Below are 23,363 nucleotides of genomic sequence, written 5' to 3' on the forward strand. Positions count from 1 at the left end.
AGAGACGGTCGTCCTTTGGGAACCTGCTCAACTAAGCCGGGATGAAAGGGGCGTGCCCCTTTCCAGGGGGCGGGGCAGCGCCCCGCAGAGGCCTCCCGGTGCAAGAGCCTCTTTCATGGGGCTCCGCCCCATACCCCGCCAAAGGACGGTCGTCCTTTGAAAACCTGCTCGGCTAAGCCGGGATGAAAGGGGCGTGCCCCTTTCCAGCGAGCGGGGCAGCGCCCCGCACGCCCTAGAGACCCAGATCGCTCAGAGTCGGATGATCATCAGGACGGCGGCCCTGAGGCCAGTGAAACAGGCGATCCGACGCGGATATGGCATAATCGTTGATCGATGCCATGCGTCGCGCCATCAGCCCGGCCTCATCGAATACCCAGTTTTCATTGCCGTAGGAACGGAACCACTGGCCCGAGGCATCGTGCCACTCATAAGCAAAGCGTACGGCGATACGGTCGCCGTCATGGGCGAAGAGCTCCTTGATCAGGCGGTATTCGCGCTCCTTTGCCCATTTCTCTCTCAGAAAGGCGACAATTGCTGGACGCCCCTGCAGGAAGATATCGCGGTTACGCCAGAGACTGTCGGGGCTGTAAGCCTCCGAGACCTGTTCCGGATTACGGCTGTTCCAGCCATCTTCGGCTCGGCGCACCTTGAGGCGTGCGGTTTCGGCGGTGAAGGGCGGGGTCAGGGGCAGGGTCATCGCATGTCCTCTCAGACGGGTTTCCTGAACGCCCCATCCCGAAGCACTTCATAAATCGCGTGCATGAGGCGAACGAGAGCTCCGGGCGTGATGGTGAAGGCAGGCGTCAGATAGACGATATTGCGATAGGGACGGATCCAGACGCCCTGATCGACAAGCGCGGCCTTGAGGCGGGAGAGATCCTCAATGGCCTCAAGTTCAACCACGCCAATCGCGCCGAGCACGCGGACATCCCGCACACCGGGCAAGGCGCGGCAGGGTTCGAGCCCGGTTTCGAGCATGGCGGAAAGCGCAGCGATCTGGTCCAGCCTCGGTTCGCGCTCGAACAGCTCAAGAGAGGCGCAAGCCGCGGTGCAGGCAAGCGCATTGGCCATGAAGGTAGGACCGTGCATGAGGGCAGCACCGGGCGAATCCGATAGAAAGGCCTCAAACACATGACGCCGCGCCACGGTAGCGGCAAGGGCAATAGTGCCGCCGGTCAGGGCTTTGGACAGCGTGATGATGTCGGGGACAATACTGGCCTGCTCGCAGGCAAACATCGTGCCGGTGCGACCGAACCCGGTGAAGATCTCGTCAAGGATCAGCAGCACATTGTGCTTGTCGGCAAGAGCCCGCAGCCGGGAAAGCACTTCCGGGGGGTGGAAGATCATGCCACCCGCCCCCTGAACAAGAGGCTCGACGATGATGGCAGCGATCTGGTCGCGTTTCCCGCTCAACAGGGTGTCCAGAGATGCCAGGCTGGCTTCATCGCGTGGCAGATCGGCGATGACCTGTTCGGGAAAAACGCCGGCAAACAGGCTGTGCATGCCCTCTTCTGGATCGCAGACCGACATCGTAGCCAAGGTATCGCCATGATAGCCGTCGCGAAAGGAGAGCAGTTTCGTGCGCCCTGTCACCCCGCGGTTGATCCAGTACTGGATGGCCATTTTCATGGCCACTTCGACGGCGACGGAGCCGCTATCGGTATAGAAGCAATGATCAAGATCGCCGGGTAGCAGCGCCACGAGACGATCGGAAAGTGCCTGCACGGGCTCGTGTACGAGACCGCCCAGCATCACATGAGGCATGACGCCAAGCTGGTCCGTCATGCGCGCGCGGATATGCGGGTGATTATAGCCATGGCAGGCCGTCCACCAGGATGCGATACCATCGACCAGCGCACGGCCGTCCTCCAGGAAGATTGTGGTTCCCTCGGTGCGCTGCGCGACCAGCGGGGGCGCTGCGTTCTTCATCTGGGTGTAAGGAAGCCAGATCCGGGGCAGATCCGGCAGCGTCTTATCGGTCATAAAGTCTCGATCAAGGCTGGGAAACGCAATTACTGCCCGCTATCGGGCTCGCGATCCGCATCATAGAGCACCTGAAGCACGGCGCACCACGGATAGCGCGTGTCATAGAACTGGCCTTCAGGCGTAGCGAGAGCGCCATTCGCATCGGTGGGTACATGGGTGAGCGATACCGTGTCGTCCACATTGCCGCCGATGATGCTCAGTTCGTTACCGAATGGCGGGGCATTCTGATGCGTGGCCACCACGATGCCGCAATGGGACGGAAATCCATAAGAGGTGGGCAGCATCGAGAAGGTGACACTGCGGCTCTTGCCGCGTCCGACACAAAGCAGGTCGCCCAGTTGCGGCACATAGGTCCTGGGGTCCTGCGCACGGAGCCCGGTCGACTGGCCTGAAGCAGCGGCATTGATATAGGTCGAATGATTGGGCGAGTAGGGGAAGCGATCATTGGCACCCGCCACGCGCATTACATAGGAAATGAAGGCGGCTGACCACGCGTAATGCCCGTCATTCTCGGGTCGGAAAAGCTGGCCATCGGCATTGTATTTTCCGCTCCATGACACTTCCGTTTCATACGGGTCCTGACCGATCCACCAGTATTCGCCCACGCGCTGCCACAGCCCCGGAATGCGCTCGGGCTTGAGCGATGGTGCGCTCGGTTCCGGACGGTCCTCGGGATCATCGTCGCTCACAGGGGTGCCGAACATGCGCCATTCGCGCATGGCAATGGCCACGACATCCTGACGGTTGAAGGGCACGAAATTGCGCGAGGCGAAATCGGGTACATGCCCGTCATACCCATAGGCACCCACGCGGCCATTGGCGTATTGAGCCATGGGCGTCTGAACCGGATTCTGGGCTGCGGGTTGAACCGTATTGGCAGCACAGCCCGAAAGCAGAACAGCGACACCGAACACGAGAACTGTTCGCGCCGGTGTTGCTGCGTGACTTTGTACATTCGACAAGAAAGAAGACAGTCCGGCGCTCATGATGATTTTCTACTCCCTGTATGCGCAACGAGCGCCGAACAGCGCCGGTTCATTACAGGGAGATAGGAACGAGTGCGGCGCTTCGGTCAAGTGCCGCCTCCGGAAGGTCTGTCATCGGGTTACACATGCCCCTTGGGCGCGCAACGGATATCAGCCCCCGGAATAAGAGGCCCGATCAGCCTGCCTGATCGGGAAACAGAGCAGCAAGGGCCGAGGCGCTGGCATCGCAGCGTCCACGTTCGGTTATCAGCCCCGAGACCAGACGCGCCGGCGTAACGTCAAAGGCCGGATTGGCAGCGCTCGTGCTCAGCGGCGTGACGCGAATGCGGGCAGCCTGACCCTGCTCGTCCAGACCATGCACATAGGTCACTTCCTCGCCCGAGCGTTCCTCGATGGGGATTTCCTTCACGCCATCGGTCACGCGCCAGTCGAGGGTGGAGGAAGGCAGCGCCACCCAGAAAGGCACGTTATTGTCATGAGCGGCCAGCGCCTTGAGATAGGTGCCGATCTTGTTGGCCACGTCGCCCTGCCGGGTCACGCGATCCGTGCCGACAATCACCAGATCCACCTCACCATGCTGCATGAGATGGCCGCCAGCATTATCGGCAATGAGGGTATGCGGTACGCCATGCGCGCCCAGTTCCCATGCGGTGAGCAAGGCACCCTGGTTGCGCGGGCGGGTTTCATCCACCCAGACATGCACGGGCAGACCGGCATCATGCGCCATATAGATCGGCGCAAGGGCCGTTCCCCAATCGACGGTCGCAATCCATCCCGCATTGCAGTGGGTCAGGATGTTCAGGCGTTCCTGCCCCGGGCGACGCTTTTCCCAGAGGGTGCGGAACAGCTCCAGACCGTGGCGGCCGATGGATTCATTGACTTGCACATCCTCGTCGCAAATCGCATCGGCTTCGACATAGGCCGCCGCCACACGCGCTTCCGGCGCGACCGGCTTCAGATGGGCCACCATACGCTCGATGGCCCAGCGCAGATTGATGGCGGTCGGACGCGTCTCGACCAGACGCGCTGCAGCGTCCTCCAGTCCCTCGTCCGTCGCATCCTTCTGAAGCGCGAAGGCCAGTCCATAGGCAGCAACAGCCCCGATCAGCGGCGCGCCACGGACCTGCATGGTGCGGATGGCGTGCGCCACCTGCTCTTCCTCACGCAACGCCAGAATATCCAGCGTCCAGGGGAGCCTGGTCTGATCGAAGATATGGACCAGCTGCGGGTCCTGTGCGTCGCGCCAGACGCTGCGATAGGGCGTGCCGTTGATTTTCACGTGGAGTTCCGTCTTTCGGGCGTCATGAAGAGTGGCCCTTCATGTGGCAAATAAGGGCATCGGACTCAAGTTCCGGCCCTGCCCTTTCCCCCACGAGGCTGTGAGTCTTCATGCAATTGCCACAGGAACACCTCTCGGAGGCCGACGATAACCACCAAGATCACAAGGGGATGTGGTTTTACGCACGCGCCGTTACACGCTAAGCTGTCCCATGAGCAGAAGGACCCCATCATGAGCGAACCGCAATGGCTGACCTGGGCACGCGATGTTCAGGCGATCGCCCAGAACGGGCTCACCTTTTGCCAGAACCCCTATGATCGAGAGCGTTACGAACAGCTCAGAAAGCTTGCCGCCCGGATGATCGGCGCACTGGGGCAGGGCGATCCGGATTCCGTGCTGGGGCTTCTGGAAAACGAGAAGGGCTACGCCACCCCCAAACTCGATGTGCGCGGTGCGGTGTTCAATGAACGGGGGCAGATCCTGATGGTGCGCGAAGCCATCGATCAGGATCGCTGGACCCTCCCCGGTGGCTGGGCCGATGTGAATTACACCACAGCGGAGAACACGCTCAAGGAAGTGCTTGAAGAGAGCGGCTACACGGCTGAGATCGTACGTCTCGCCGCGCTATGGGATCGCAACAGGCAGGGTCATCCGCCCGATATCTACAGCTGTGCGAAAGTATTCTATCTCTGTCGCCTCACCGGCGGGAGCCCGAGCGTCGATAATCTGGAAACCTCGGGGATCGGCTGGTTCAGCCGTGATGAACTACCCGACGATCTCTCCCTGACCCGCCTCCTGCCGCATCAATTGCAGCGCATGTTCGACCATCACGCCCAGCCGGATCTGGCAACGGATTACGACTGAAACCATGAAGGTTCTGACCGTACTCCCCCGTCGGGAAGGCTATGCGCCCGACCGGGCAGGCGCCATTGCCCTGCTCGTGTCGCGGCTTGCCTCTCCCGAGGATATCGTGATCGGCACCGAGATCACCGGCACGCCCCTGCCCGGTGGGCAATTCGTGGCCGTGAGCGAACCGGGCGGGCTGCATCGCTGGCGGCGTGACGGTACGCGCTATCGCATCGCCTGCCAGCGTGAGATCAAGCGACACAAGCCCGATCTGATCGAGGTGCATAACCGCCCTGCTCTCGCGCGTGCGCTGAGCCGATGCGGTATTCCCGTGCATCTGATCCTGCATAACGACCCGCAGGACATGCATGGTGCACGCCGTCCCCGCCAGCGACAGGAACTCATGCAGCATGTGCGTGTGTTCGTGGTGTCGCTCTGGCTGCGCCGCCGCTTTCTGGAAGATCTGGATGACGGACCGGTCACGGTCATGCCCAATTGCCTGGATCTGGCCACGCTGCCCACGCCACCCGCCGAACGGTCCAAACTAGTCCTCTTTGCCGGACGCATGGTATCAGACAAGGGAGCCGATGCGTTCGTGCGGGCCTGGGGGGCCGTCAGCAAACAGGCCCCGGGCTGGCGCGCCATCATGATCGGTGCCGATCGATTTCGCTTCAATTCGCCCCGTACAACCTTTGTCGACCGGGTTGAAGCAAGCGCCAATGCGGCAGGGATCACGTTGTGCGGGTACCAGATGCATCATCAGGTGCTTGAAGCCATGGCAGCCGCGTCGATTGTCGTAGTGCCCAGCCGCTGGCCCGAGCCCTTCGGCCTGACGGCGCTCGAAGCCATGGCCAGCGGTGCCGCCGTCATCGCTTCGCCGCGCGGCGGTCTGCCTGAAGTGGTCGGCAATGCCGCCCTTCTGGCCCTGCCCGATGAGACCGGCGCTCTGGAACAGGCGCTGCTGCGCCTGATCGAGGATCCGGCACTGCGCACTGCATGCGTCGAGCGCGGCCATGAGCAGGCGCGGAAATTTGATCTCGGCCCGGCCCGGGAAGTGCTGAAGAAAATGCGGGAACGCTCGGTCAAGAACCGATCACGTCGCTAGAACGCTCTCCTTCACGCCGCATATTCGACACATTGAGATCATTGATTGATTTCGAACAGTATTAGACTGCGAGGAACCATGTTCAAGACACGCCTTATTCCCGTCCTTGCCCTGACAGCTCTTGTTTCGGCACCCTTGGCCCATGCACAGACTTCCGGATGCAACAACAATACTTCCGGGAACGATATGATCGGCCGACTGGCCAATAAGGAAAACTGCCTGAATGACCGCGTGCAGAACTGGCAGAACAAGAATCACGAAGCTGCCGAAGCCCGTGAAAAGAAGCTGACCGACCTGCGCGACAAATACACCAACGCCCCCGAGCGCGAGCGTCAGAAGATCCAGAACAGGATTGACGACCAGAAGAACAAGCTGAACGAGATCAAGCAGGAACGCACCCAGCGTATCGACCAGTTCCGCGCCGATCAGAAAGAGCAGCATCAGCGCGTGAAGGCATTGTCGGACAAGACAAAGCAGGATTTCCGCAATCTCGGCCGCCTGAACTGAGGTTTCCTCCCTTTCGGCGCCAGAACACCCGTGTGGGCATGATTCGCCCTGCACGGGCGCCATGGACATATTGCCCAAGCGCGACTGCCCCCCGGATGGCAGGAAACGGTATGAACTCCTGACGTCATATACCGTCGGGGCCTGACGGTGCCGCAGATTAAAAACGCCCCACTTCGCCGAATCCGCATGTCGTGCTCAGGCATTCGAGGTTAAGACGAAGCGCATGACGGTTTCCTCTCCCTCTCAGGCCTCCAACATGACACCGGAAAGCCCTGAATTGCAGAAACGCGATCCTGCCAGCGCGCAACGCGCTGGCAAGCTGGTGGTGCTGACAGGGGCCTCTGGTGGTATCGGCCTTCTGGTGGCACGGCGTCTTCTGGCCGATGGGTATCGCGTGATTGCCCTGTGCCGGTCGAAGCCTGCACTTGAATCGCCCGATCTTGTGCACGTTGCCTGCGATCTGGGGAATGAGGGATCGCTGGCAGAGGCTGCCCACCACCTGAGACGCGAGGAAACAGTGCTTCATGCGCTGATCCACTGTGCAGGAACGATCACCCCCTCCCCCGTGGCAGAAGCGCAGGATGATGATCTGACGGCGCAGATTGCGCTCAATCTCACCGCCCCGATCCTGCTGACGCGCCACCTTTTGCCGCTCCTGACGTCGCGTGGCGATGGAGCACGAGGACATATCGTTTTCGTCAACTCAATGGCGGCAGTCATGCCGCTGGCAGGCAGTGCGGTCTATGCCGCATCGAAGGCAGGACTACGCAGTTTCGCCCTGTCTCTGGCGCAGGAACTCAGGCGCAGCTGCATCACCGTCAGCACGGTTTTTCCGGGAGCGGTCCAGACCGATATGCTGATACGCGAAATGCAGCAGGGTGGGTCCATGCTCAATTATGTCAGCACGCCCCTCGACCCCGATCGGGTGGCGCGATCGGTGGCGGCGCAACTCAGGCGCCCCCATGCAGAAATCTACCTGCCCGCAATGGACGGGATTTTCGGACGGCTTTGCATGCTGGCTCCCTGCCTGCTTCGTCTGACCCTGCCTGTGCTCGGGGCGGCGGGAAGACGGGGCTATCGCAAGGCCATGGCAAAAATCTCCCGCACGGGTGATGACAGGGCTGTCTGATTGACAAGCCCCCGGTCCTGACGGCAGGGACAAATCATGACGCGCTTTGACACGCTTTTCAGCCAGGCTCTGGACTCGCTCGAATCACGGAAACTGCGCCGTCGCCTGCGCCCACTGCACCGCACACCGGATCAGGTGATGCGTCAGGGACAGGCCATCCTCGATTTCTCATCGAATGACTATCTCGGCCTGTCCGGTCATCCGCTCCTGCGCGAGCGCACGGCAGACTGGGCCATGCAGCACGGCACGGGCGCGCGTGCCTCGCGCCTTGTATCGGGCACGCTGGACCTGCACGAGCAGATTGAGGGACGGCTTGCCAGCTTCAAGGGCACCGAGGCCGCTCTGATTTTCGCCTCAGGCTGGCAGGCCAATGCAGCCGTTCTGCCTGCCCTGTTCCGGATGGCGAAGGAACAGACGGGGGAGGCACCGATTGTCTTCGCGGACCGGCTGAACCATGCCAGCATGCATCATGGCTGTGCGGCGGCGGGCGTCCGTCAGATACGCTTTCGGCATAATGATCTGGATCATCTCGACGCCCTGCTCAAGCGTCATGCCGATCTGCCGGGCCTGCGCTTCATTCTGACCGAGAGCGTTTTCTCGATGGATGGCGATACAGCCGATATCGCCGCCCTTTCGGCATTGGCCCGACGGCACGACGCCTTTCTCTATCTGGACGAGGCGCATGCGACGGGGGTGTTGGGTCCGCAGGGCCGCGGCCTGTCGCATGGTCATCCGGTCGATCTGGTCATGGGCACGTTCAGCAAGGCGCTGGGGGGCATGGGCGCCTATATCGCGGGGTCGCGCGCGCTCTGCGACTGGATCATCACCAGCAGTTCGGGCTTCATCTACAGCACCGCCCCTTCTCCGCCGATGCTGGGCGCCATGGATGCCGCGCTCGATCTGGTGCCCGGCATGGAAGCCGAACGTCTGGGTTTACGTCAGAAGGCACGAAGCTTTCGCGACAGATTGACCGCGGCCGGTATCGATACCGGGGCCTCCAGCACCCAGATCGTCCCCGTCATGATCGGCGATGAGACAGAGACACTGGCGCTGGCCCTGTCGCTCGAGAAGGCAGGGCTGCTGACCATCGCCATTCGCCCACCCACCGTGCCTGCCGGTTCTGCCAGACTGCGCATTGCGCTCAGCACCCAGCATGACACGGCAGCGCTCGATCATCTGGCGGAGGCGGTGATCGGAGCTCTGGGGCAACACACGACATGAAGCTTGTTTTCATGCATGGCTGGAGCTTCGATCGCCGCTTCTGGGATCCTTTGCTGGCCGTTTTGGGCCCTTGCGATGCGCTTTGCCTTGATCGTGGTTACACGGGTGCGGCACGGCTCGAGGCTTTGCCTGATGAGGATTTCATTGCCATCGGGCACTCGGCGGGGGTGCTCTGGTTCCTGAACCGGGACCTGCCGCATTGTCGGGTCATGGTCGCGTTCAACGGGTTTGCCCGTTTCAGCGAGGGCGAGGATTTTGCACCCGGTATCCCCCGACGCGTGCTGACGCGTATGCAGACAAGGCTGCACGAGGCGCCCGCTTCGGTCGTCACGCCGTTCCGCCAGCAATTCACGCCGTTTCTGCCCTGTCCTGCCACGCTCGACAGCGAAGCGCTCGATCAGGGACTGGCCGAACTGATCGATGCGGATGGCCGTCAGAATGCCCGAAACCGGGGTGAGACACTTCTCGCCGTGCAGGGAAGTCATGATTCACTCGTGTCCAACGCGCTTCATGAAGCCAGCTTCGCCACGAACAGACGCCTGACACTGGAAGGGGGGCATCTGCTTCCACAGACCGCACCCCAGGCCTGCGCTGACCTCATCCATGATGCGCTACGGGGCTGGGCATGAGCGTCGATCCTGCCGGACGAGCGCGTGTCGCAGCGCGGTTCGACGCTGCCCGGCATTACGAGGGCGCGGCACGGGTCCAGGCGCTCGCGGCCAGGCAATTAGCGCAGAGGCTCGAAACACTCTACGCGCGCAATCCTGCCCCGCGCCGTATTCTCGAACTGGGATGCGGCACCGGTCTTCTGACCCGCGCCCTGCGCGCTCTTTTCCCCGAAGCGGCGCTGACCGCGATCGATCTGTCTCCGCAGATGGTTGCCCGCGCCCGTGAAGCCGTCCCCGAAGCGACCTATCATGTGATGGACGCCGAATATCCGACACTGGAAGGGTCATTCGACCTGATCTGTTCGAACTTCTGCATCCAGTGGTTCACCGATCGCGCGGCCGCCTTCACCCGTCTCTCCGGCATTCTCACCCCCGGGGGGCGGATCGAGGTGACGACTCTGGCTCAGGGCAGCTTTACCCAGTGGCATGCGGCCTGTTCCGCCTGTGCCCTGCCGAGCGGTTTTCCCGATTATCCCGATGCCATTGCATTAGAGCATGAATGGCCTGTCTCGATGCATGGAACGTGGCAGATCGACACCCTGCAGGACCGGGTCGGGTCGGCGCGCGCGTTCCTGCGCGACCTCAAGGCCATCGGGGCCACAACGCCCCGACCGGGAGCGAAACCGCTCTCCATCCGCGCACTCAGGGACGTGATGACGCAATTCGACAGGACAGGCGACGTGATGGATTATCAGGTAGGTTTCGGATCGGCCCAGAAACACCGGGGTTTCTTCGTGACCGGTACCGATACCGGCATTGGCAAGACGCTCGTCTCCGCCATTCTCACGAAAGCCCTGAATGCCACATACTGGAAACCCTTCCAGACCGGCCTGGCTGAGGAAGCAGGCGATACGGCCAGCGTGACCCATCTGGCCGCGCTCCCTCCCGAGCGCCTGATCCCGCCCGCCTATGGATTTCAGGCTCCTCTCTCACCGCAAGATGCGGCAGCTCTCGAACAGGTATCGGTCAGACCTGAGACCCTGACCCTGCCCGAAACCGACCGTCCCCTTGTTGTCGAGGGCGCAGGCGGCCTCATGGTGCCGCTCAATGACACGACCCTGCTGATCGACTGGGCGGCCACACTCGATCTGCCCGTCATCCTCGTCTGCCGCAGCGGGCTGGGCACGATCAATCACACCCTGCTCAGCCTGGAGGCCCTCAGACAGCGCGGGATGCGCGTGGCCGGAGTAATCATGAGTGGTGCACCCAACGCGGCCAATCGGGAGGCGATCGCCCGCTTCGGCCAAGTCGAGATTCTGGCCGAGATTCCAGTGCTTGATGAAATCACCCCTGAAAGCGTAGCGCACGAGGCAGCCACTCTGGCGATTTCCCTGCGCCAGCGCGGCTGGTGAAGCCCCTCAGCCGGGGAAGTAGCGCGGCAGATCCTGAAACTGCCAGCCGCAAACGCGCCCGCGCTGCCCGGTAGCATCGGGCGGCCCCTCATAGCCCTCCACGATATTGACGCTCGTTTCGTACCCCAGATGAGCAGCAAGTTCGGCCGTCTGCTGCGAACGCACGCCCGAACGACACAGGAACAGGATCGGCGTGGCCAGATCGGGCACGGCGTCCCGCAGTGCCTGAGCAAAACCGGCAGCATCGTACGGGTCCCAGCTCAGGGCCACGACATTCTTGTCCAATGTGGTCAGGTCCGGCAGACCGACGCTCTGCCACTCGGCTGGCATGCGCACATCCACCAGAACCGCATCCTTGTCAGCCGCGAGGCGTTCCCATCCTTCGCGCGCTGAAATACAGTCGACCATCGTTTTTCCTCATTTATAGTACATGCCACAACGTTAAACTGTGAAACCGCAGACGTATAGGATGGAATGCAGATGACCTCGCAGGACCAGACCCCCCTTTCCGCCCCACATGCCATCCCCGGCTGGCAGAATGTGTCGGAGGGCATGATCGGCGCCATTGGCGGTACCCCGCTCATCCGCCTCAAACTGGCGTCCGAGGCGACGGGCTGCGAGATCTACGGCAAGGCCGAGTTCATGAATCCCGGCGGGTCGGTCAAGGATCGCGCGGCGCTCGCCATCATTCTCGATGCGGAGGCACGTGGTCAGCTCAAGCCGGGCGGGATCATTGTCGAGGGCACGGCGGGAAATACCGGCATCGGTCTGACGCTGGTGGCCAAGGCGCGCGGCTATCGCACCATCATCGTCATGCCCGAGACCCAGAGCCGCGAGAAGATCGACTTCCTGCGCATGATCGGCGCTGATCTGCGTCTGGTTCCGGCCAAGCCTTTCCGCGATCCGGGCAATTACGTGCATGTCTCACGGCGCATCGCCGAGGAAACCGAGAATGCCGTCTGGGCCAACCAGTTCGACAATACGGCCAATCGCAAGGGTCATCGCACCACCACGGCCGTCGAGATCTGGCACCAGCTCGCTGGAAAAGTCGATGCCTTTACCTGCGCCTGCGGCACCGGCGGTACCCTTGCCGGCGTCGCACTTGGTCTTGGAGATCTGGCCGACAAGGCGGGTCGTAAACGCCCGGAAATTGTGCTCGCCGATCCGGAAGGATCAGGCCTGTATGGGTGGGTCAAATCGAACGATCTCAGCGTTTCCGGCGGATCGATCACCGAAGGGATCGGTCAATCGCGCGTGACGGGAAATCTTGAAGGCGTGACGATCGACGATGCAGAGCGCATTCCCGACGCCGAGGCACTCGAGCAGATCTTCTCGCTTCAGGATCGCGAGGGGATATCCCTTGGCGGGTCTGCGGGAATCAATGTGGCTGCAGCGATTCGCGTGGCCCGACGGCTCGGTCCGGGGCATCGCATTGTAACAATCCTCTGCGATGGCGGGGCGCGCTACCAGTCCAAGATCTTCAATCCTGAATTCCTGCGGGCCAAAAACCTGCCTACCCCTCCCTGGCTCGATTGAGACGGGTTTTCGCAAGTTGTGACGGAATGAAACACCCTCTTGTGGGGCAGCTTCGATTCGGACCAATGTTACATTCATGGATACGACCCCGCACCTTCTCATCGTTGATGATGACCGCGAGATACGCGAGCTGCTCTGCCGCTTTCTCGAGCGCAATCACTTCCGGGTAACAGCTGCCCGTGACGGGCGTGAAGCCCGTCGCGCCTGGGCCGCCGGTCATTACCAGCTTGTGGTGCTGGATCTGATGCTTCCTGGCGAAAGCGGGCTCGACATCGCCCGCTGGCTGCGCAGCCAGGACAATATCCCCATCATCATGCTCACTGCCATGAGTGACGAAACCGACCGCATCATCGGTCTGGAATTCGGCGCGGATGATTACGTGGCCAAACCCTTCAACCCACGCGAATTGCTGGCCCGCATCCGGGCGGTATTGCGTCGCACGGCGGACAGCTCGGACAAGAAACTCTCGGCTGATTCCCGGATGATCCGGTTCTCGGGCTGGACCCTCGAGCCTGCTCGTCGGCGTCTGCTGAACCCCGATGGCGCGGAAGTGCCACTGACGGGTGGCGAATATGACATGCTGCTCGCGTTTCTGGAGCGCGCCAACCGCGTTCTGACACGCGATATGCTGCTTGAATTGTTGCGCGGACGTCAGGCGGGGCCATTCGACCGTGCCATCGACGTGGCGGTCAGCCGTCTTCGTCGCAAGCTCGAAGATGACGGGCGCAATGCCCAGATGATCAAGACCGTGCGCGGTGGCGGCTATGTCCTTGCCGCCGATGTCGAACGCCTCTGATAACGTGATCCGTCTTCTGCCGCGCTCGCTTCGGGCGCGCACCAATCTGCTGCTCATTGCGGGACTCTGCGTGGTTCAGGCCGCGGGCCTGACCATCCATGCCCTCGATCATCTGAACATCGCCGACCGGGCCGAGATGCATGAGAACGAGCATCATGCCTTCTCGATCTATCATACCCTGGTCGAATTGCCGCCAGCAGATCGCGAGGCGGGTCTGGCGGCGATAGAGACACCGTCGAATTTCAAGATCGTTCTGGACAACAAGCCAGACACCCATTTTCCAAGCGCCCTCATCCCCATCTTCTCAGGCATGCCGCCCATGGGCCGTGCCATGCCCCAGCCCGGTGGACAGGAAGAAGGCGGTTTCCCCCTCCCCGGTGAGATGGGCGGAGGGGAGGGCCGCCCCCCCTTCCCCTTCGAGGGCGGCCCGCCGCCGGGAAATATGGAAGGCGTACCGGGAGAGGAGAGGCGGCCGCCTCCCTTCATTCCCCCTTCGCTCTCCGGCATGGGAATGCTGCCTGCCCGCCTGCGCCCACAGCGCATTGTCATGGGCCACAAACCCGGCACGCGCCATTATGCGATGTCGTTCCAGATGCCCGACGATCATCGCTGGCTGGATATGAGCTATACGGTGCGCCCGCCAAACCCGTTCGGCTCGCCCACTTTCATGATCTCGTTCGCGCTCATGACCATCTGCGGGGGCGGGCTGATTCTCTGGGGATCGCACAGGCTCATCGCCCCTGTGGCCACACTGGCCAATGCCGCGACCGCGCTTGGCCGTGACGTGCATGCTCAGCCTCTGCCCGAATCGGGAACGACCGAGATCCGTCAGGCGGCCCTTGCCTTCAACACCATGGCCGCGCGGATCAGGCGTTTTGTGACTGATCGCACCCTGATGCTGACGGCGATCGGGCATGATCTGCGCACGCCCATCACGCGCCTGAAGCTGCGGGCGGAATTCATCGACGACGATGAACTCCGCGACAAGTTTCTGGCCGATCTGGATGAGATGGAGAGCATGGTGGCCGCCACCCTGGCCTTCGGTCGCGACAGTTCCACCCAGGAACCCATGACCGCTCTGGATCTGGGCGCGCTTTTGCAGACCATCGCTGACGAGGCTGCCGAGGCACGACCCGATCTGGCCGATCAGGTCAGCTATCATGAGCCGGATACGGCTATTCGAATCAAGGCGCGCTCTCTTGCCCTCAAACGTGCCCTGACCAATCTGGTCATGAACGCGCTCAAATATGGTGGGTCCGCCACCATCAGTGTGACCTGCGCCCGCGGGCCGGGTCAGGAAAAGAACGTCTGTATACGCATCGACGATAATGGCCCCGGTCTGCCCCAGGAAGATCTGGAGCGCATGTTCGAGCCCTTCGTTCGAGCAGAAACCAGTCGGAACCGCGAAACGGGCGGCACGGGACTCGGTCTTGCCATTGCCCGATCGACCGTGCGCGGCCAGGGCGGTGACGTCACCCTCGCGAACCGCCCGGAAGGGGGATTACGGGCGAGTGTCATACTGCCGTTGTGAAGAGGCCGGGCTCTGCCCGGACCCGGCAGGGACCAAGGCCACTGCACCCCTATCTGTCGATCTCAGAATCGAGTCCAGAAGCACGGGGGGAGCTCCGCTTTCATTAAACCGGGTGCCCGGAACAGGCATGGGCAAAGCCCACTGCATCCCTATCCGTTGATCCTCAGAATCGAGTCCAGAGGCGCGCCTCTGGCGGGGCGCGGGGCAGAGCCCCGCAATCTCCCTCAACTCAGCGACGGATAGCGCGTACCGCCAGTGCACCGGCACCCTGGATCAGCCCTACAAGAAGGATCAACACTGCCACGACGGCGAACATGATGGCGGTGTTGAAGCGCTGATAGCCATAGCGAATGGCCAGATCGCCCAATCCGCCTGCGCCGATCGCGCCCGCCATGGCGGAGGCACCGACGAGGGTAATGGCGGTGACAGTCAGACCGGAAAGCAGCCCGGGGAGTGCTTCAGGGATGAGAACGTAGCGGATGACCATCCAGCGTGTTCCCCCCATGACGCGTACAGCCTCGATCAGACCTGGCTCGATTTCCTGAAGCGAAATTTCGGCGATGCGCGCGTAATAAGGAATAGCCGCTATGGAGAGTGGCACGATTGCCGCCAGAGTCCCGAGCGAGGTCCCTGCGATGAACCGGGTGACCGGGATCAGCAGGACCAGCAGGATAATGAACGGAATGGCACGGATGGCATCGATCAGCCAGCCGACCGGACGGCCCAGCCAGGGCAGATCGTAAAGATCGGTGCGGCGGGTCGCGATCATCAATACGGCCAGAGGCAGACCGAAGATCAGGGCGATGAGACTGGAAGCCGCCACCATCTCCACTGTCTGGAACGTGGCGTCGGCGATGAGCCTAGCGATCAGCCGGTACATAGCCGAGCACCTCCGTCACATGGGCCCGCTGATCCAGAAAGATGGAGAGCGGGGCGGAAAGGGGTGCTGAGAAAGAGAGGATCATGTCGGAAAGCAGCTCGTCCCCGCAGGCCAGAGTACCGCCCTGGATCAAGGTAACCTCTTGCTGGAAACGGGTCGTGAGATGGGAGAGGAAGGGCGTTCCTGCCGTTTCCGGGCCGAGCACCACGCGGAGCAGCGGACGCGTATCGGGACCGGGATCGGGGAGAAGCCGGCGTTTGAGAGCCTCGGGGAGCGTCGGGCGTATATCGGCCAGCAGGTTCTCAAGCCGGGGGTCCCCACGGCTGTCACGCATCAGCGTGGCCATGCTGCCATTCTCGATCAGCGCGCCATGATCGAGAACGAGCACACGGTGCGCAAAACGCCGAACAACCTCCATTTCATGAGTGATCAGGATAATGGTCAGGCCAAGCGTACGATTGATATCGGCCAGAAGCTCGAGAATGGAGGCGGTTGTGTGCGGGTCGAGCGCCGATGTCGCCTCATCGCACAGCAGCAAAGAGGGTGAGTTGGCAATAGCGCGCGCGATACCGACACGCTGCTTTTGTCCGCCGGAAAGCTGCGACGGGCGCTTGTGCCCGTGGCCTTCGAGCCCGACCAGAGCCAGTAATTCGTCGACGCGCGCCGTAATGCGCGCTTTCGGCCAGCCGGCAATTTCAAGCGGCAAGGCAATATTCCCTGCGGCGCTGCGGGCATTCAGAAGATTGAAATGTTGAAAGACAAGTCCAACCTTGCGACGTGCAGCCACCAGCTCACGCTCGGACAAAAGCGTGAGATCAGCGCCATCGAGCAGGATTTTCCCTTCGGTGGGGCGCTCAAGCGCGCAGAGGCAGCGCAGGAGTGTGGATTTCCCCGCACCCGAACTGCCGATCACGCCGATGATCTCCCCCTTCTCGACCTGAAAGCTAATATCGGACAGCGCATTCTGTGCGCCGAAGCGGCATGACAGGCCCGAGACGTCGAGAAGACTCATGAAAAGGCGGGGATGACGGTATTGGCGTACACGTCGATCAACGCCTGACGAATATTGGGCTGCTGGTAGGCACTGACCAGAGGCTTGACCCATGGAGCCTGGGCATCGTCAGTGTTGACGGCAATCACGCAGATATAGGGATTGTCTTTCACCCCTTCACGCGCAAGGCGCTCATGCACCACGTCTACTCCCGCCTTGTGCGCCCAGTCGGTATTGATCACCGCTGCATCGAGATCGGGAAGGGCACGTCCGACCACACCGGCATCGAGTTCACGGATCGTGAAGTCATGGGGATTCTCGGTGATATCGAGCGGGGTCGGCAGCAATCCGGCCGAGGGTGAGAGCTTGATGAAGCCCAGGGTCTGGAGAAGAAGCAGCGCGCGCCCTTCATTGCTCGGATCATTGGGCACGCCGATCACGGCCCCTTTGGGCAGGGTCGCGAGCGTCTTCCACTTGCGGGAATACAGGCCGATTGGCGCCACATAGGTATTGCCCACCGGCGAAATCCTGAAGCCATGTGCGTCGCATTGCGCCTTGAGGAAGGGCATGTGCTGGAAAGAATTGGCGTCCAGATCATGCGAGGCCAGGGCCTCGTCGGGGGTGGAGTAATCGGAGAAGGTGACGATCTTGAGCGTCAGACCGGATTTCTGGGCATTCTGGCTGACGAGACGCCAGATATCCTCATCCTCACCCGCCATGATGCCCACACGGATCACCTTGTCGGCAGCAGCGGCCTTGCGCAGTTTCAGGGCCAACGGCGTGGCGATGAGCGAAGACAGGACCGAACGGCGCGGCAGCGAAGGGAAAGACATCAGGCGAGGATCCGGGTTCTGGTGAGCAAAGTCTATTAAACGATTATATATCGTTGTTAAATCAGTGCTCGTCGCATTAAACGATTTTTCTGTGTTTTATACAGAATCCTCTGGAAATCAATTCCCCTGGAGCGCTCGGCCCTCACCGCGTCGAGCCATACATTGGCTCCTGACAGGCATTGGGTGCCCGGGGCTGCGCGCTGGCCCGTTCGAGGGCAGGCTCGTCTTGTCGAGGATCGCGTCCTCCTCGTTCAGGTGACTGACCGAAGCGCTGCCCCTGCGGAAAGATGCGCCTGTTCGCCGGGATACGACCCGCCTTGCATGGGTATCTACCCGCGCGGAACGGCGCCCTGACGGCCTTCTCTTTTCCGGCGCTTCAGGCTGTGGTCTCCTTGCATTCTCTCTCGCTATGGAATGTCGATGCTCACTCTCGCGCTCTATCTTCTTGCAGGATTTGCCGAAATCGCGGGGTGCTTCGCGTTCTGGTCATGGCTGCGCCTCGGGCGGTCCGTCTTCTGGGCCCTTCCCGGTGCGATCAGCCTGATCGTCTTCGCGCTGATCCTGACACGTATCGAGAGCGACAGCGCGGGGCGCGCCTTCGCAGCCTATGGAGGCGTTTATATCACCGCGTCGCTGGTCTGGATGCGTCTGATCGAGGGGCGAAGCCCGGATCGTTGGGACCTGATCGGTGCCGTCATCTGCCTGTGCGGCGCGGCGGTCATTCTCTGGGCGCCCCGCTCGACATAGGGGCGCGCTTGCGCCATTCACTCCGGGCAGATCAAACCGGAGTTCCGACGTGTTCCAGCCGCTCTATCGACGCACGCTCGCCCTGGCAGCCTCTCCCCATGCCGGATGGTGGCTGTTTGCCGTCGCTTTCGCCGAAGCGTCTTTCTTCCCGATTCCGGTGGATCTGATGCTCATCCCCATGGTTCTGGCCGCACGGGAGCGGGCTTTCGTACTGGCCGCGATCTGCACGATCGGATCCGTCTGCGGCGCGATGCTCGGTTGGGTGATCGGCGCTGTTCTGCTCCAGCATGTTGCCTTGCCGATCGTGCATTTCTATCACGCCGAGCACACCTTGTTTGCGATGCAGGAGAAGTTTCGCCAGTACGGCGTGGCGATCATCCTGCTCAAGGGGCTGACGCCCATCCCGTTCAAGATCGTCACCATCGCTGCCGGAGCGGCGCATTTTGCGATCCTGCCTTTCCTTGCGGCCAGTCTGGTCACACGCGGCGCGCGGTTCTTTCTGGTTGCGACACTGCTGTGGTTCTACGGCGCGCCGATCCGGGACTTCATCGAACGCCGCCTGACCCTGGTCATGGCAGGCTTTCTCTTTCTGATCATCGCTGGCATTCTGGCGGTAACCCTTTTGTAGACCGTGTGAGGATCGCTGCCATGCCCAACCAGATTGCCGTCGTCACGGGCGCCGGAGCCGGTATAGGGCGCGCCACGATCCGTATGCTGGCTTCCTATGGCTTCGATATCGCGCTGATCGGTCGCAACGAACAGCGTCTTTCAGATGCTGCCCTCGAACTCGAGGACAAGGGAATACGGACGCTCACCCTCTCGGTGGATGTCTCGGATGCTCAGGCCGTCGCGCAAGCAGCCGAGAGGATCGAGCGTGAACTGGGCCCGATCACGGTATGGATCAACGCAGCAGGCGTGACGGCCATAGGCCCGGTCCTCTCCCTGGATGCGCAGACCCTCAAACGCGTGACCGATGTGACCTATCTGGGTTCCGTCTTCGGTACGCAGGCCGCTCTCGCCTGCATGCGCAGACGTGGGACCGGAACCATCGTCAATCTCGGCCTTGCTCACCCCCTGCGCGGCCTGCCGCTTCAGGCAGCGGTCAACGGAGCCCATGCCGCGATCAGCGCCTTCTGTGACAGCGTGCGTCCCGAGATCCATGCCCTTTCCGACCGGATCGATCTGACGGTGGTGCATCTGCCCTCCATCAACACACCGCGTCTGGGCTGGAGCCGCAATCTGTCAGGTCATGCTCTCAGGCCTGCCGGGCGCGTCTATGAACCTGAAGTGGCTGCCCATGCCATCTGTCAGGCCGTGCTGGGGCATCATCGCGATATATGGGTCGGTGCGTCGTCCATCCTGCCGAGCCTGATCAACGGTCTGGCCCCCTCCCTCCGCGACCGCTTCCTGGCGCGCAAGGGCATCAAGAGCCAGTTTGCCAGTGGCATGGCAGAAGACGAGCCGGATATTCTGGATGAGAGCCTGGGCGGGGCCTATGCCGCTCATGGACCGTATGAGGGGATCCCCCTGCGTGAACAGGGGCGCAAGCCCCTGCTGCTGACCATCCCGCGTCGCTTCGGTCTCGGGGCCGCGGTTTTTGGCATCGCGGTCTTCACGGCTCTCTGGCGCAGCCTGAAAACCAGAGACTGAACCGGGTTCGGCGTTCTGGACCCCGAAGGCCGCAGCAATACCCCGACGCGGTGCCTGCCTCGTTCTTTCAGCTGGGGCGTCTGCTGGTATTGGCGGCCATCAGGGCGCGATGCTGTTTGAGCCCCTTGACGAGTTTCTCTGCATCTTCCGGACCGAAAACGAGACCCACAGGCCCGAAAGCCGGATGCTGGAACGCGAGGGTCGAACCTTCGGTCAGGGCATCGATCTGCAACGCCCAGTTCGTGCTGTATACAGGGAGGAACGGCGCGTTACCGATACCAGGTTGGGGCTGCCCTGCGGTCATGGCATAACGGACGCGGCCGAGGCTGGCGATAAGCTGGGTCAACTGATCGAGACTCATGTCGATCTCGCCCTCGAGCCCGCTTCCTTCAAGGAAGCGCAGCGTCGCTCCCGTACCGTCCTCCTTCTGGACGACCTGCATCCTTGCACCCATTTCTGATCTTCCTCTTTCCGGGGGTTTCAGGTCGCTTCTATCAGGTCTGGATCCATCCTGGCTCGGCCCACCACCCTCTTTCGCGCATTTTTTCTGCGGCGATACGCGCCCTGTCCATATCCTCATAGAGGCCGAAGCAGGTGGCGCCCGAGCCACTCATCCTCGCGAAATGGCAATCCTGAGTAGCCTTGAGTGCCTCGAGCACTGTCCCGATGAGGGGAAAAAGGGCGATGGCAGGCGGCTGTAGGTCGTTTGCCGTTGTATGAAGCGATTCGACCATGGCGGAGAGATCCGGCCACGCTTGTGGCAGCAGGGCCGGTGCCCGGAAATCTGCGCGGGATTCTTTCCAGGCCTTGAAAATGGCCGGGGTTGGAACCGCAATACCAGGATTGACCAGCACCATAGCACAGCGTGGCATGACAGGAGCAGGCACCAGAATCTCACCAATGCCCTGCATACGCTGTGGCTTCTGCGCGAGACAGACCGGCACATCGGCGCCAAGCATTGCCGCGATTGGTGCGAGATCGATTTCCCCACACTGCCAAGCCTCAGCCAGCAACCTAAGCGCTGCGGCCGCATCGGCAGAACCTCCCCCTATTCCCGAGGCCACGGGCAGGTTCTTGGTCAGGGTCATGGGCCAGCAGGGCAAGGCGTCTGACGTTCGTACTGACTGACGCAGGACTGAAGCAGCGCGCATGACCAGATTATCAGCGCCTGCATCGAGCCCCTCACCGAAGGGCCCCTCGATTCTCAGGCTGGGTGCATCCTGAGGGTCGGCATCGACATCGAGCGTGAGGATATCGGCGGTCTCGGCGAAGACGGCGAGAGAGTCCAGCTCGTGATACCCATTCTCCCGACGTGAGGTGATGTGCAGAAACAGATTGATCTTGGCGTGAGCAAGCGAGCGGGTCATAGCAAGGCCATCCTGGCGCGTGATCCTGATTAGCGTGAGGGGGGTATGGAGCGGCCGCGCATGACAGGCAGATCGGGACCATGGGCCAGCGCCGCCTCGATCAGGGCCTTCGTTTCGGGCTCGGGCTTGTTGTTGAGTGCCTGATCCCACTGATCCCGGGCCTCGAGCTGCCGCCCCTGATACCAGTAGGCAACGCCGAGGTGATAGGCGATTTCAGGATCTCCGGGTGCGGCGTTGACCGCAGAGAGGAGGAGGGGCAGAGCCTGTGCCAGATCGCCATTCTGCTTCAGCAGGGCCCAGGCATAGCTGTCCCTTATCTCGGCATCATCGGGTGCGAGATCCATGGCGTGGCGAAGCAGGTTCAGAGCCTGTTCCGGCCGTTCATTATGCTCGACGTCGGAATAGCCCGCATAATTCAGGAGTACGGGCTCGGAGGGCGCCAGAGCCAGGGCACGGTCGAGATCGCTCTGCGCCTTGTCACGCCGCCCCATATGATCCCAGGCGATGGCGCGTCCCAGAAGGAGCGGCCAGATACGCGCTTCCATCACACTCACATGATTGAGCGCTCTCGTATAGGTTTCGACCGCCTTGTCGGACTGACCGAGCTGGTCCTGCGTGGCAGCCAGCTCGTTCAGGATATCGGGATTATCCGGGTTCGCCCTGACCACGCGCTCAAGTGCATGCAAGGCGGCCTTGAGGTCATGGCGCTTGAGCGCGATCTGCGCCTGGGCATGATCCGAGAGCGGCGCCAGGGGATCGTCATCGGCAACATTATCGAGAGAAGCTTGCGCCATGTCGAGCTGGCCGTCATTGCGCAGTTCCTCTGCAAGCAGAATCTTGGCCAGGGTCCGGTCGGGCTGAAGCAGCAGGGCTTGCCGCAGAAGCAGGATCTTGAGCTGTCTGACATCCTTCAGCTTGTCATCGCCTTGATCGTCACTCTGGGCGCTTTCTGCACCATTACTCTGGCTGGCACCGTGTGTGGTCGTATCGCCAAGCAAGGTCGTGATACCGATATAGAACTCTGCCAACCCCTGGCTGGGAGCGAATTGTCTTGTGAGGGGCTGGGGCCTCAGCCTGTCAGCCACGAGCTGGAAAGCAGGCAGAATGCCGCCTACGGAGCGCAGGCGCCTGACGGCATCATCATGATGCTGACGATAGGCGAGCCAATCGGCTTCGAACTGAAGGGTGAGCACACGCAGCAGCGGAGGAACCGAAGCGGCATTGCTCTCGAGCCGGGCAAAGAGAGCATCTGTGCGAGCCTCGTCGCGAAGAGAGGCGATACGGGCCTGTTGCAACAAGGCCAGATAAGCAACCGGGTCCAGCGCCCCCTCACCGGGGAGTGCCACCTCGCTCACCTGCCCCGGTGATGCGCCGTAGCTGCACCAGTCGATCAGCCCCTGCCCTGCGAGGCGCAGGAAACCTTCGGGTGATTTGCCGTGAAGCGCAAAGAGGGACTCGGCATTTTTCCACTGCCGGTCTCGAAACGCTGCCGTGCCCAGAACAATACGGGCCAGGCTCTCGCGGGGCTGCAATCGGGCCAGAGCCAGGGCGTGGGCCGCGGCCTCACTCCCTGAATCCATGGCGGCATAACGCAGGGCCATGAGCATGAACCCCGGGTCACGATACCCGCGCATGACGGTTTCATAGAGCGCCCGGGATGCATCGGGCACGTTGTTGCGCTGCACGGAGACGATACTGCCCAGCAAAGAGCCTGTGAGCGAGGTCTCCGGTGTTTTGTATGCAGGCCCCACGATCAACGATGCCGACATGGCAGACGACGAACCTGCACCCGGCGTACCGGGGATCGGGGCGCCTGTCGCCACGGCGCTCGACACCATCGGGGAGGGGGCCATGACCAGGCTGGCGAGAAGGGCGAGCCGGAACGGAGAGTGCTTGGTTTGCATCGTTCGACAATCTAGACTGAACCCGAGCAGACACCAAACTGATAAGAAA

General features: G+C 61.9%; 24 protein-coding genes. 13 read left to right on the plus strand and 11 right to left on the minus strand.

The window, feature by feature from the left end:
• Positions 1-232: 232 nt before the first annotated feature.
• From AA0535_RS09155 to mtnA, 4 genes are all read right to left on the minus strand, one after another.
• Complete coding sequence (locus AA0535_RS09155) at positions 233-697, minus strand: nuclear transport factor 2 family protein (protein ID WP_264815689.1); 465 nt, start codon at positions 695-697, stop codon at positions 233-235.
• A gap of 11 nt (positions 698-708) precedes the next feature.
• Complete coding sequence (locus AA0535_RS09160) at positions 709-1,983, minus strand: adenosylmethionine--8-amino-7-oxononanoate transaminase (protein WP_264815691.1); 1,275 nt, start codon at positions 1,981-1,983, stop codon at positions 709-711.
• A 29-nt stretch (positions 1,984-2,012) separates the two neighbouring features.
• Complete coding sequence (locus tag AA0535_RS09165) at positions 2,013-2,972, minus strand: DUF2272 domain-containing protein (protein ID WP_264815692.1); 960 nt, start codon at positions 2,970-2,972, stop codon at positions 2,013-2,015.
• Positions 2,973-3,147: 175 nt separating this feature from the next.
• Complete coding sequence (gene mtnA / locus AA0535_RS09170) at positions 3,148-4,251, minus strand: S-methyl-5-thioribose-1-phosphate isomerase (protein WP_264815693.1); 1,104 nt, start codon at positions 4,249-4,251, stop codon at positions 3,148-3,150.
• A gap of 231 nt (positions 4,252-4,482) precedes the next feature.
• On the opposite strand from mtnA, the gene AA0535_RS09175 reads away from it, so the two are divergent.
• From AA0535_RS09175 to bioD, 7 genes are all read left to right on the plus strand, one after another.
• On the plus strand, positions 4,483-5,115 hold the full coding sequence (locus tag AA0535_RS09175) for an NUDIX hydrolase (RefSeq protein WP_264815694.1): 633 nt from the start codon (positions 4,483-4,485) through the stop codon (positions 5,113-5,115).
• A gap of 4 nt (positions 5,116-5,119) precedes the next feature.
• Complete coding sequence (locus AA0535_RS09180; RefSeq protein ID WP_264815695.1) at positions 5,120-6,202, plus strand: glycosyltransferase family 4 protein; 1,083 nt, start codon at positions 5,120-5,122, stop codon at positions 6,200-6,202.
• A gap of 78 nt (positions 6,203-6,280) precedes the next feature.
• Positions 6,281-6,709 carry a hypothetical protein gene (locus AA0535_RS09185; RefSeq protein WP_264815696.1) on the plus strand — a complete coding sequence of 143 codons (429 nt, stop codon included), beginning with the start codon at positions 6,281-6,283 and terminating at the stop codon, positions 6,707-6,709.
• Between the two features lie 223 nt (positions 6,710-6,932).
• Positions 6,933-7,838 carry an SDR family NAD(P)-dependent oxidoreductase gene (locus AA0535_RS09190; protein WP_264815697.1) on the plus strand — a complete coding sequence of 302 codons (906 nt, stop codon included), beginning with the start codon at positions 6,933-6,935 and terminating at the stop codon, positions 7,836-7,838.
• A 36-nt stretch (positions 7,839-7,874) separates the two neighbouring features.
• Positions 7,875-9,059, plus strand: a complete 1,185-nt coding sequence (locus AA0535_RS09195) for an aminotransferase class I/II-fold pyridoxal phosphate-dependent enzyme (RefSeq protein ID WP_264815698.1) — start codon at positions 7,875-7,877, stop codon at positions 9,057-9,059.
• On the plus strand, positions 9,056-9,688 hold the full coding sequence (locus AA0535_RS09200; RefSeq protein ID WP_264815699.1) for an alpha/beta fold hydrolase: 633 nt from the start codon (positions 9,056-9,058) through the stop codon (positions 9,686-9,688). The genes AA0535_RS09195 and AA0535_RS09200 overlap by 4 nt, the downstream gene beginning before the upstream one ends.
• A complete protein-coding gene (bioD, locus tag AA0535_RS09205) occupies positions 9,685-11,079 on the plus strand; it encodes a dethiobiotin synthase (protein WP_264815700.1) in 1,395 nt (464 codons plus the stop codon). The genes AA0535_RS09200 and bioD overlap by 4 nt, the downstream gene beginning before the upstream one ends.
• Before the next feature lie 6 nt (positions 11,080-11,085).
• Here bioD and AA0535_RS09210 read toward each other — a convergent pair whose 3' ends face one another.
• Entirely contained in the window at positions 11,086-11,487 is a 402-nt protein-coding gene (locus AA0535_RS09210; RefSeq protein WP_127102653.1) for a rhodanese-like domain-containing protein, read from the minus strand.
• A 72-nt stretch (positions 11,488-11,559) separates the two neighbouring features.
• On the opposite strand from AA0535_RS09210, the gene AA0535_RS09215 reads away from it, so the two are divergent.
• From AA0535_RS09215 to AA0535_RS09225, 3 genes are all read left to right on the plus strand, one after another.
• On the plus strand, positions 11,560-12,615 hold the full coding sequence (locus tag AA0535_RS09215) for a cysteine synthase A (protein WP_264815701.1): 1,056 nt from the start codon (positions 11,560-11,562) through the stop codon (positions 12,613-12,615).
• A 76-nt stretch (positions 12,616-12,691) separates the two neighbouring features.
• Positions 12,692-13,411 (plus strand): response regulator, encoded by a 720-nt coding sequence (locus tag AA0535_RS09220; RefSeq protein ID WP_127102655.1) that lies wholly within the window; start codon positions 12,692-12,694, stop codon positions 13,409-13,411.
• The gene (locus AA0535_RS09225; protein WP_264815702.1) at positions 13,395-14,942 is read left to right on the plus strand and encodes an ATP-binding protein; all 1,548 of its coding nucleotides are present in this window, start codon (positions 13,395-13,397) and stop codon (positions 14,940-14,942) included. The genes AA0535_RS09220 and AA0535_RS09225 overlap by 17 nt, the downstream gene beginning before the upstream one ends.
• 229 nt (positions 14,943-15,171) lie before the next feature.
• Here AA0535_RS09225 and AA0535_RS09230 read toward each other — a convergent pair whose 3' ends face one another.
• From AA0535_RS09230 to AA0535_RS09240, 3 genes are read right to left on the minus strand one after another with little or no spacing between them, the layout of a single operon-like run.
• Positions 15,172-15,822, minus strand: a complete 651-nt coding sequence (locus AA0535_RS09230) for a methionine ABC transporter permease (protein ID WP_264815703.1) — start codon at positions 15,820-15,822, stop codon at positions 15,172-15,174.
• The gene (locus AA0535_RS09235; RefSeq protein ID WP_304500909.1) at positions 15,803-16,834 is read right to left on the minus strand and encodes a methionine ABC transporter ATP-binding protein; all 1,032 of its coding nucleotides are present in this window, start codon (positions 16,832-16,834) and stop codon (positions 15,803-15,805) included. The genes AA0535_RS09230 and AA0535_RS09235 overlap by 20 nt, the downstream gene beginning before the upstream one ends.
• Positions 16,831-17,646, minus strand: coding sequence for a MetQ/NlpA family ABC transporter substrate-binding protein (locus tag AA0535_RS09240; protein ID WP_264815704.1), 816 nt, complete (start codon positions 17,644-17,646; stop codon positions 16,831-16,833). Before AA0535_RS09240 ends, AA0535_RS09235 begins: the two co-directional genes overlap by 4 nt.
• A gap of 420 nt (positions 17,647-18,066) precedes the next feature.
• Here AA0535_RS09240 and AA0535_RS09245 point away from each other — a divergent pair, with 420 nt between their 5' ends.
• From AA0535_RS09245 to AA0535_RS09255, 3 genes are read left to right on the plus strand one after another with little or no spacing between them, the layout of a single operon-like run.
• Positions 18,067-18,393, plus strand: coding sequence for a YnfA family protein (locus tag AA0535_RS09245; protein WP_264815705.1), 327 nt, complete (start codon positions 18,067-18,069; stop codon positions 18,391-18,393).
• Between the two features lie 49 nt (positions 18,394-18,442).
• Complete coding sequence (locus AA0535_RS09250; RefSeq protein ID WP_264815707.1) at positions 18,443-19,021, plus strand: YqaA family protein; 579 nt, start codon at positions 18,443-18,445, stop codon at positions 19,019-19,021.
• Between the two features lie 20 nt (positions 19,022-19,041).
• A complete protein-coding gene (locus AA0535_RS09255; RefSeq protein WP_264815708.1) occupies positions 19,042-20,043 on the plus strand; it encodes an SDR family oxidoreductase in 1,002 nt (333 codons plus the stop codon).
• Between the two features lie 67 nt (positions 20,044-20,110).
• Here AA0535_RS09255 and AA0535_RS09260 read toward each other — a convergent pair whose 3' ends face one another.
• Genes AA0535_RS09260 through AA0535_RS09270 form a run of 3 tightly spaced genes read right to left on the minus strand, consistent with a single transcriptional unit; the run spans position 20,111 to position 23,314 of the window.
• Entirely contained in the window at positions 20,111-20,497 is a 387-nt protein-coding gene (locus tag AA0535_RS09260) for a hypothetical protein (RefSeq protein WP_264815709.1), read from the minus strand.
• A 40-nt stretch (positions 20,498-20,537) separates the two neighbouring features.
• A complete protein-coding gene (locus tag AA0535_RS09265) occupies positions 20,538-21,434 on the minus strand; it encodes a 4-(cytidine 5'-diphospho)-2-C-methyl-D-erythritol kinase (RefSeq protein ID WP_373319308.1) in 897 nt (298 codons plus the stop codon).
• Between the two features lie 5 nt (positions 21,435-21,439).
• The gene (locus AA0535_RS09270) at positions 21,440-23,314 is read right to left on the minus strand and encodes a tetratricopeptide repeat protein (protein ID WP_264815711.1); all 1,875 of its coding nucleotides are present in this window, start codon (positions 23,312-23,314) and stop codon (positions 21,440-21,442) included.
• Between the last annotated feature and the right edge of the window lie 49 nt (positions 23,315-23,363).

The organism is Asaia krungthepensis NRIC 0535 (assembly GCF_025995175.1).
GTDB lineage: Bacteria > Pseudomonadota > Alphaproteobacteria > Acetobacterales > Acetobacteraceae > Asaia > Asaia krungthepensis.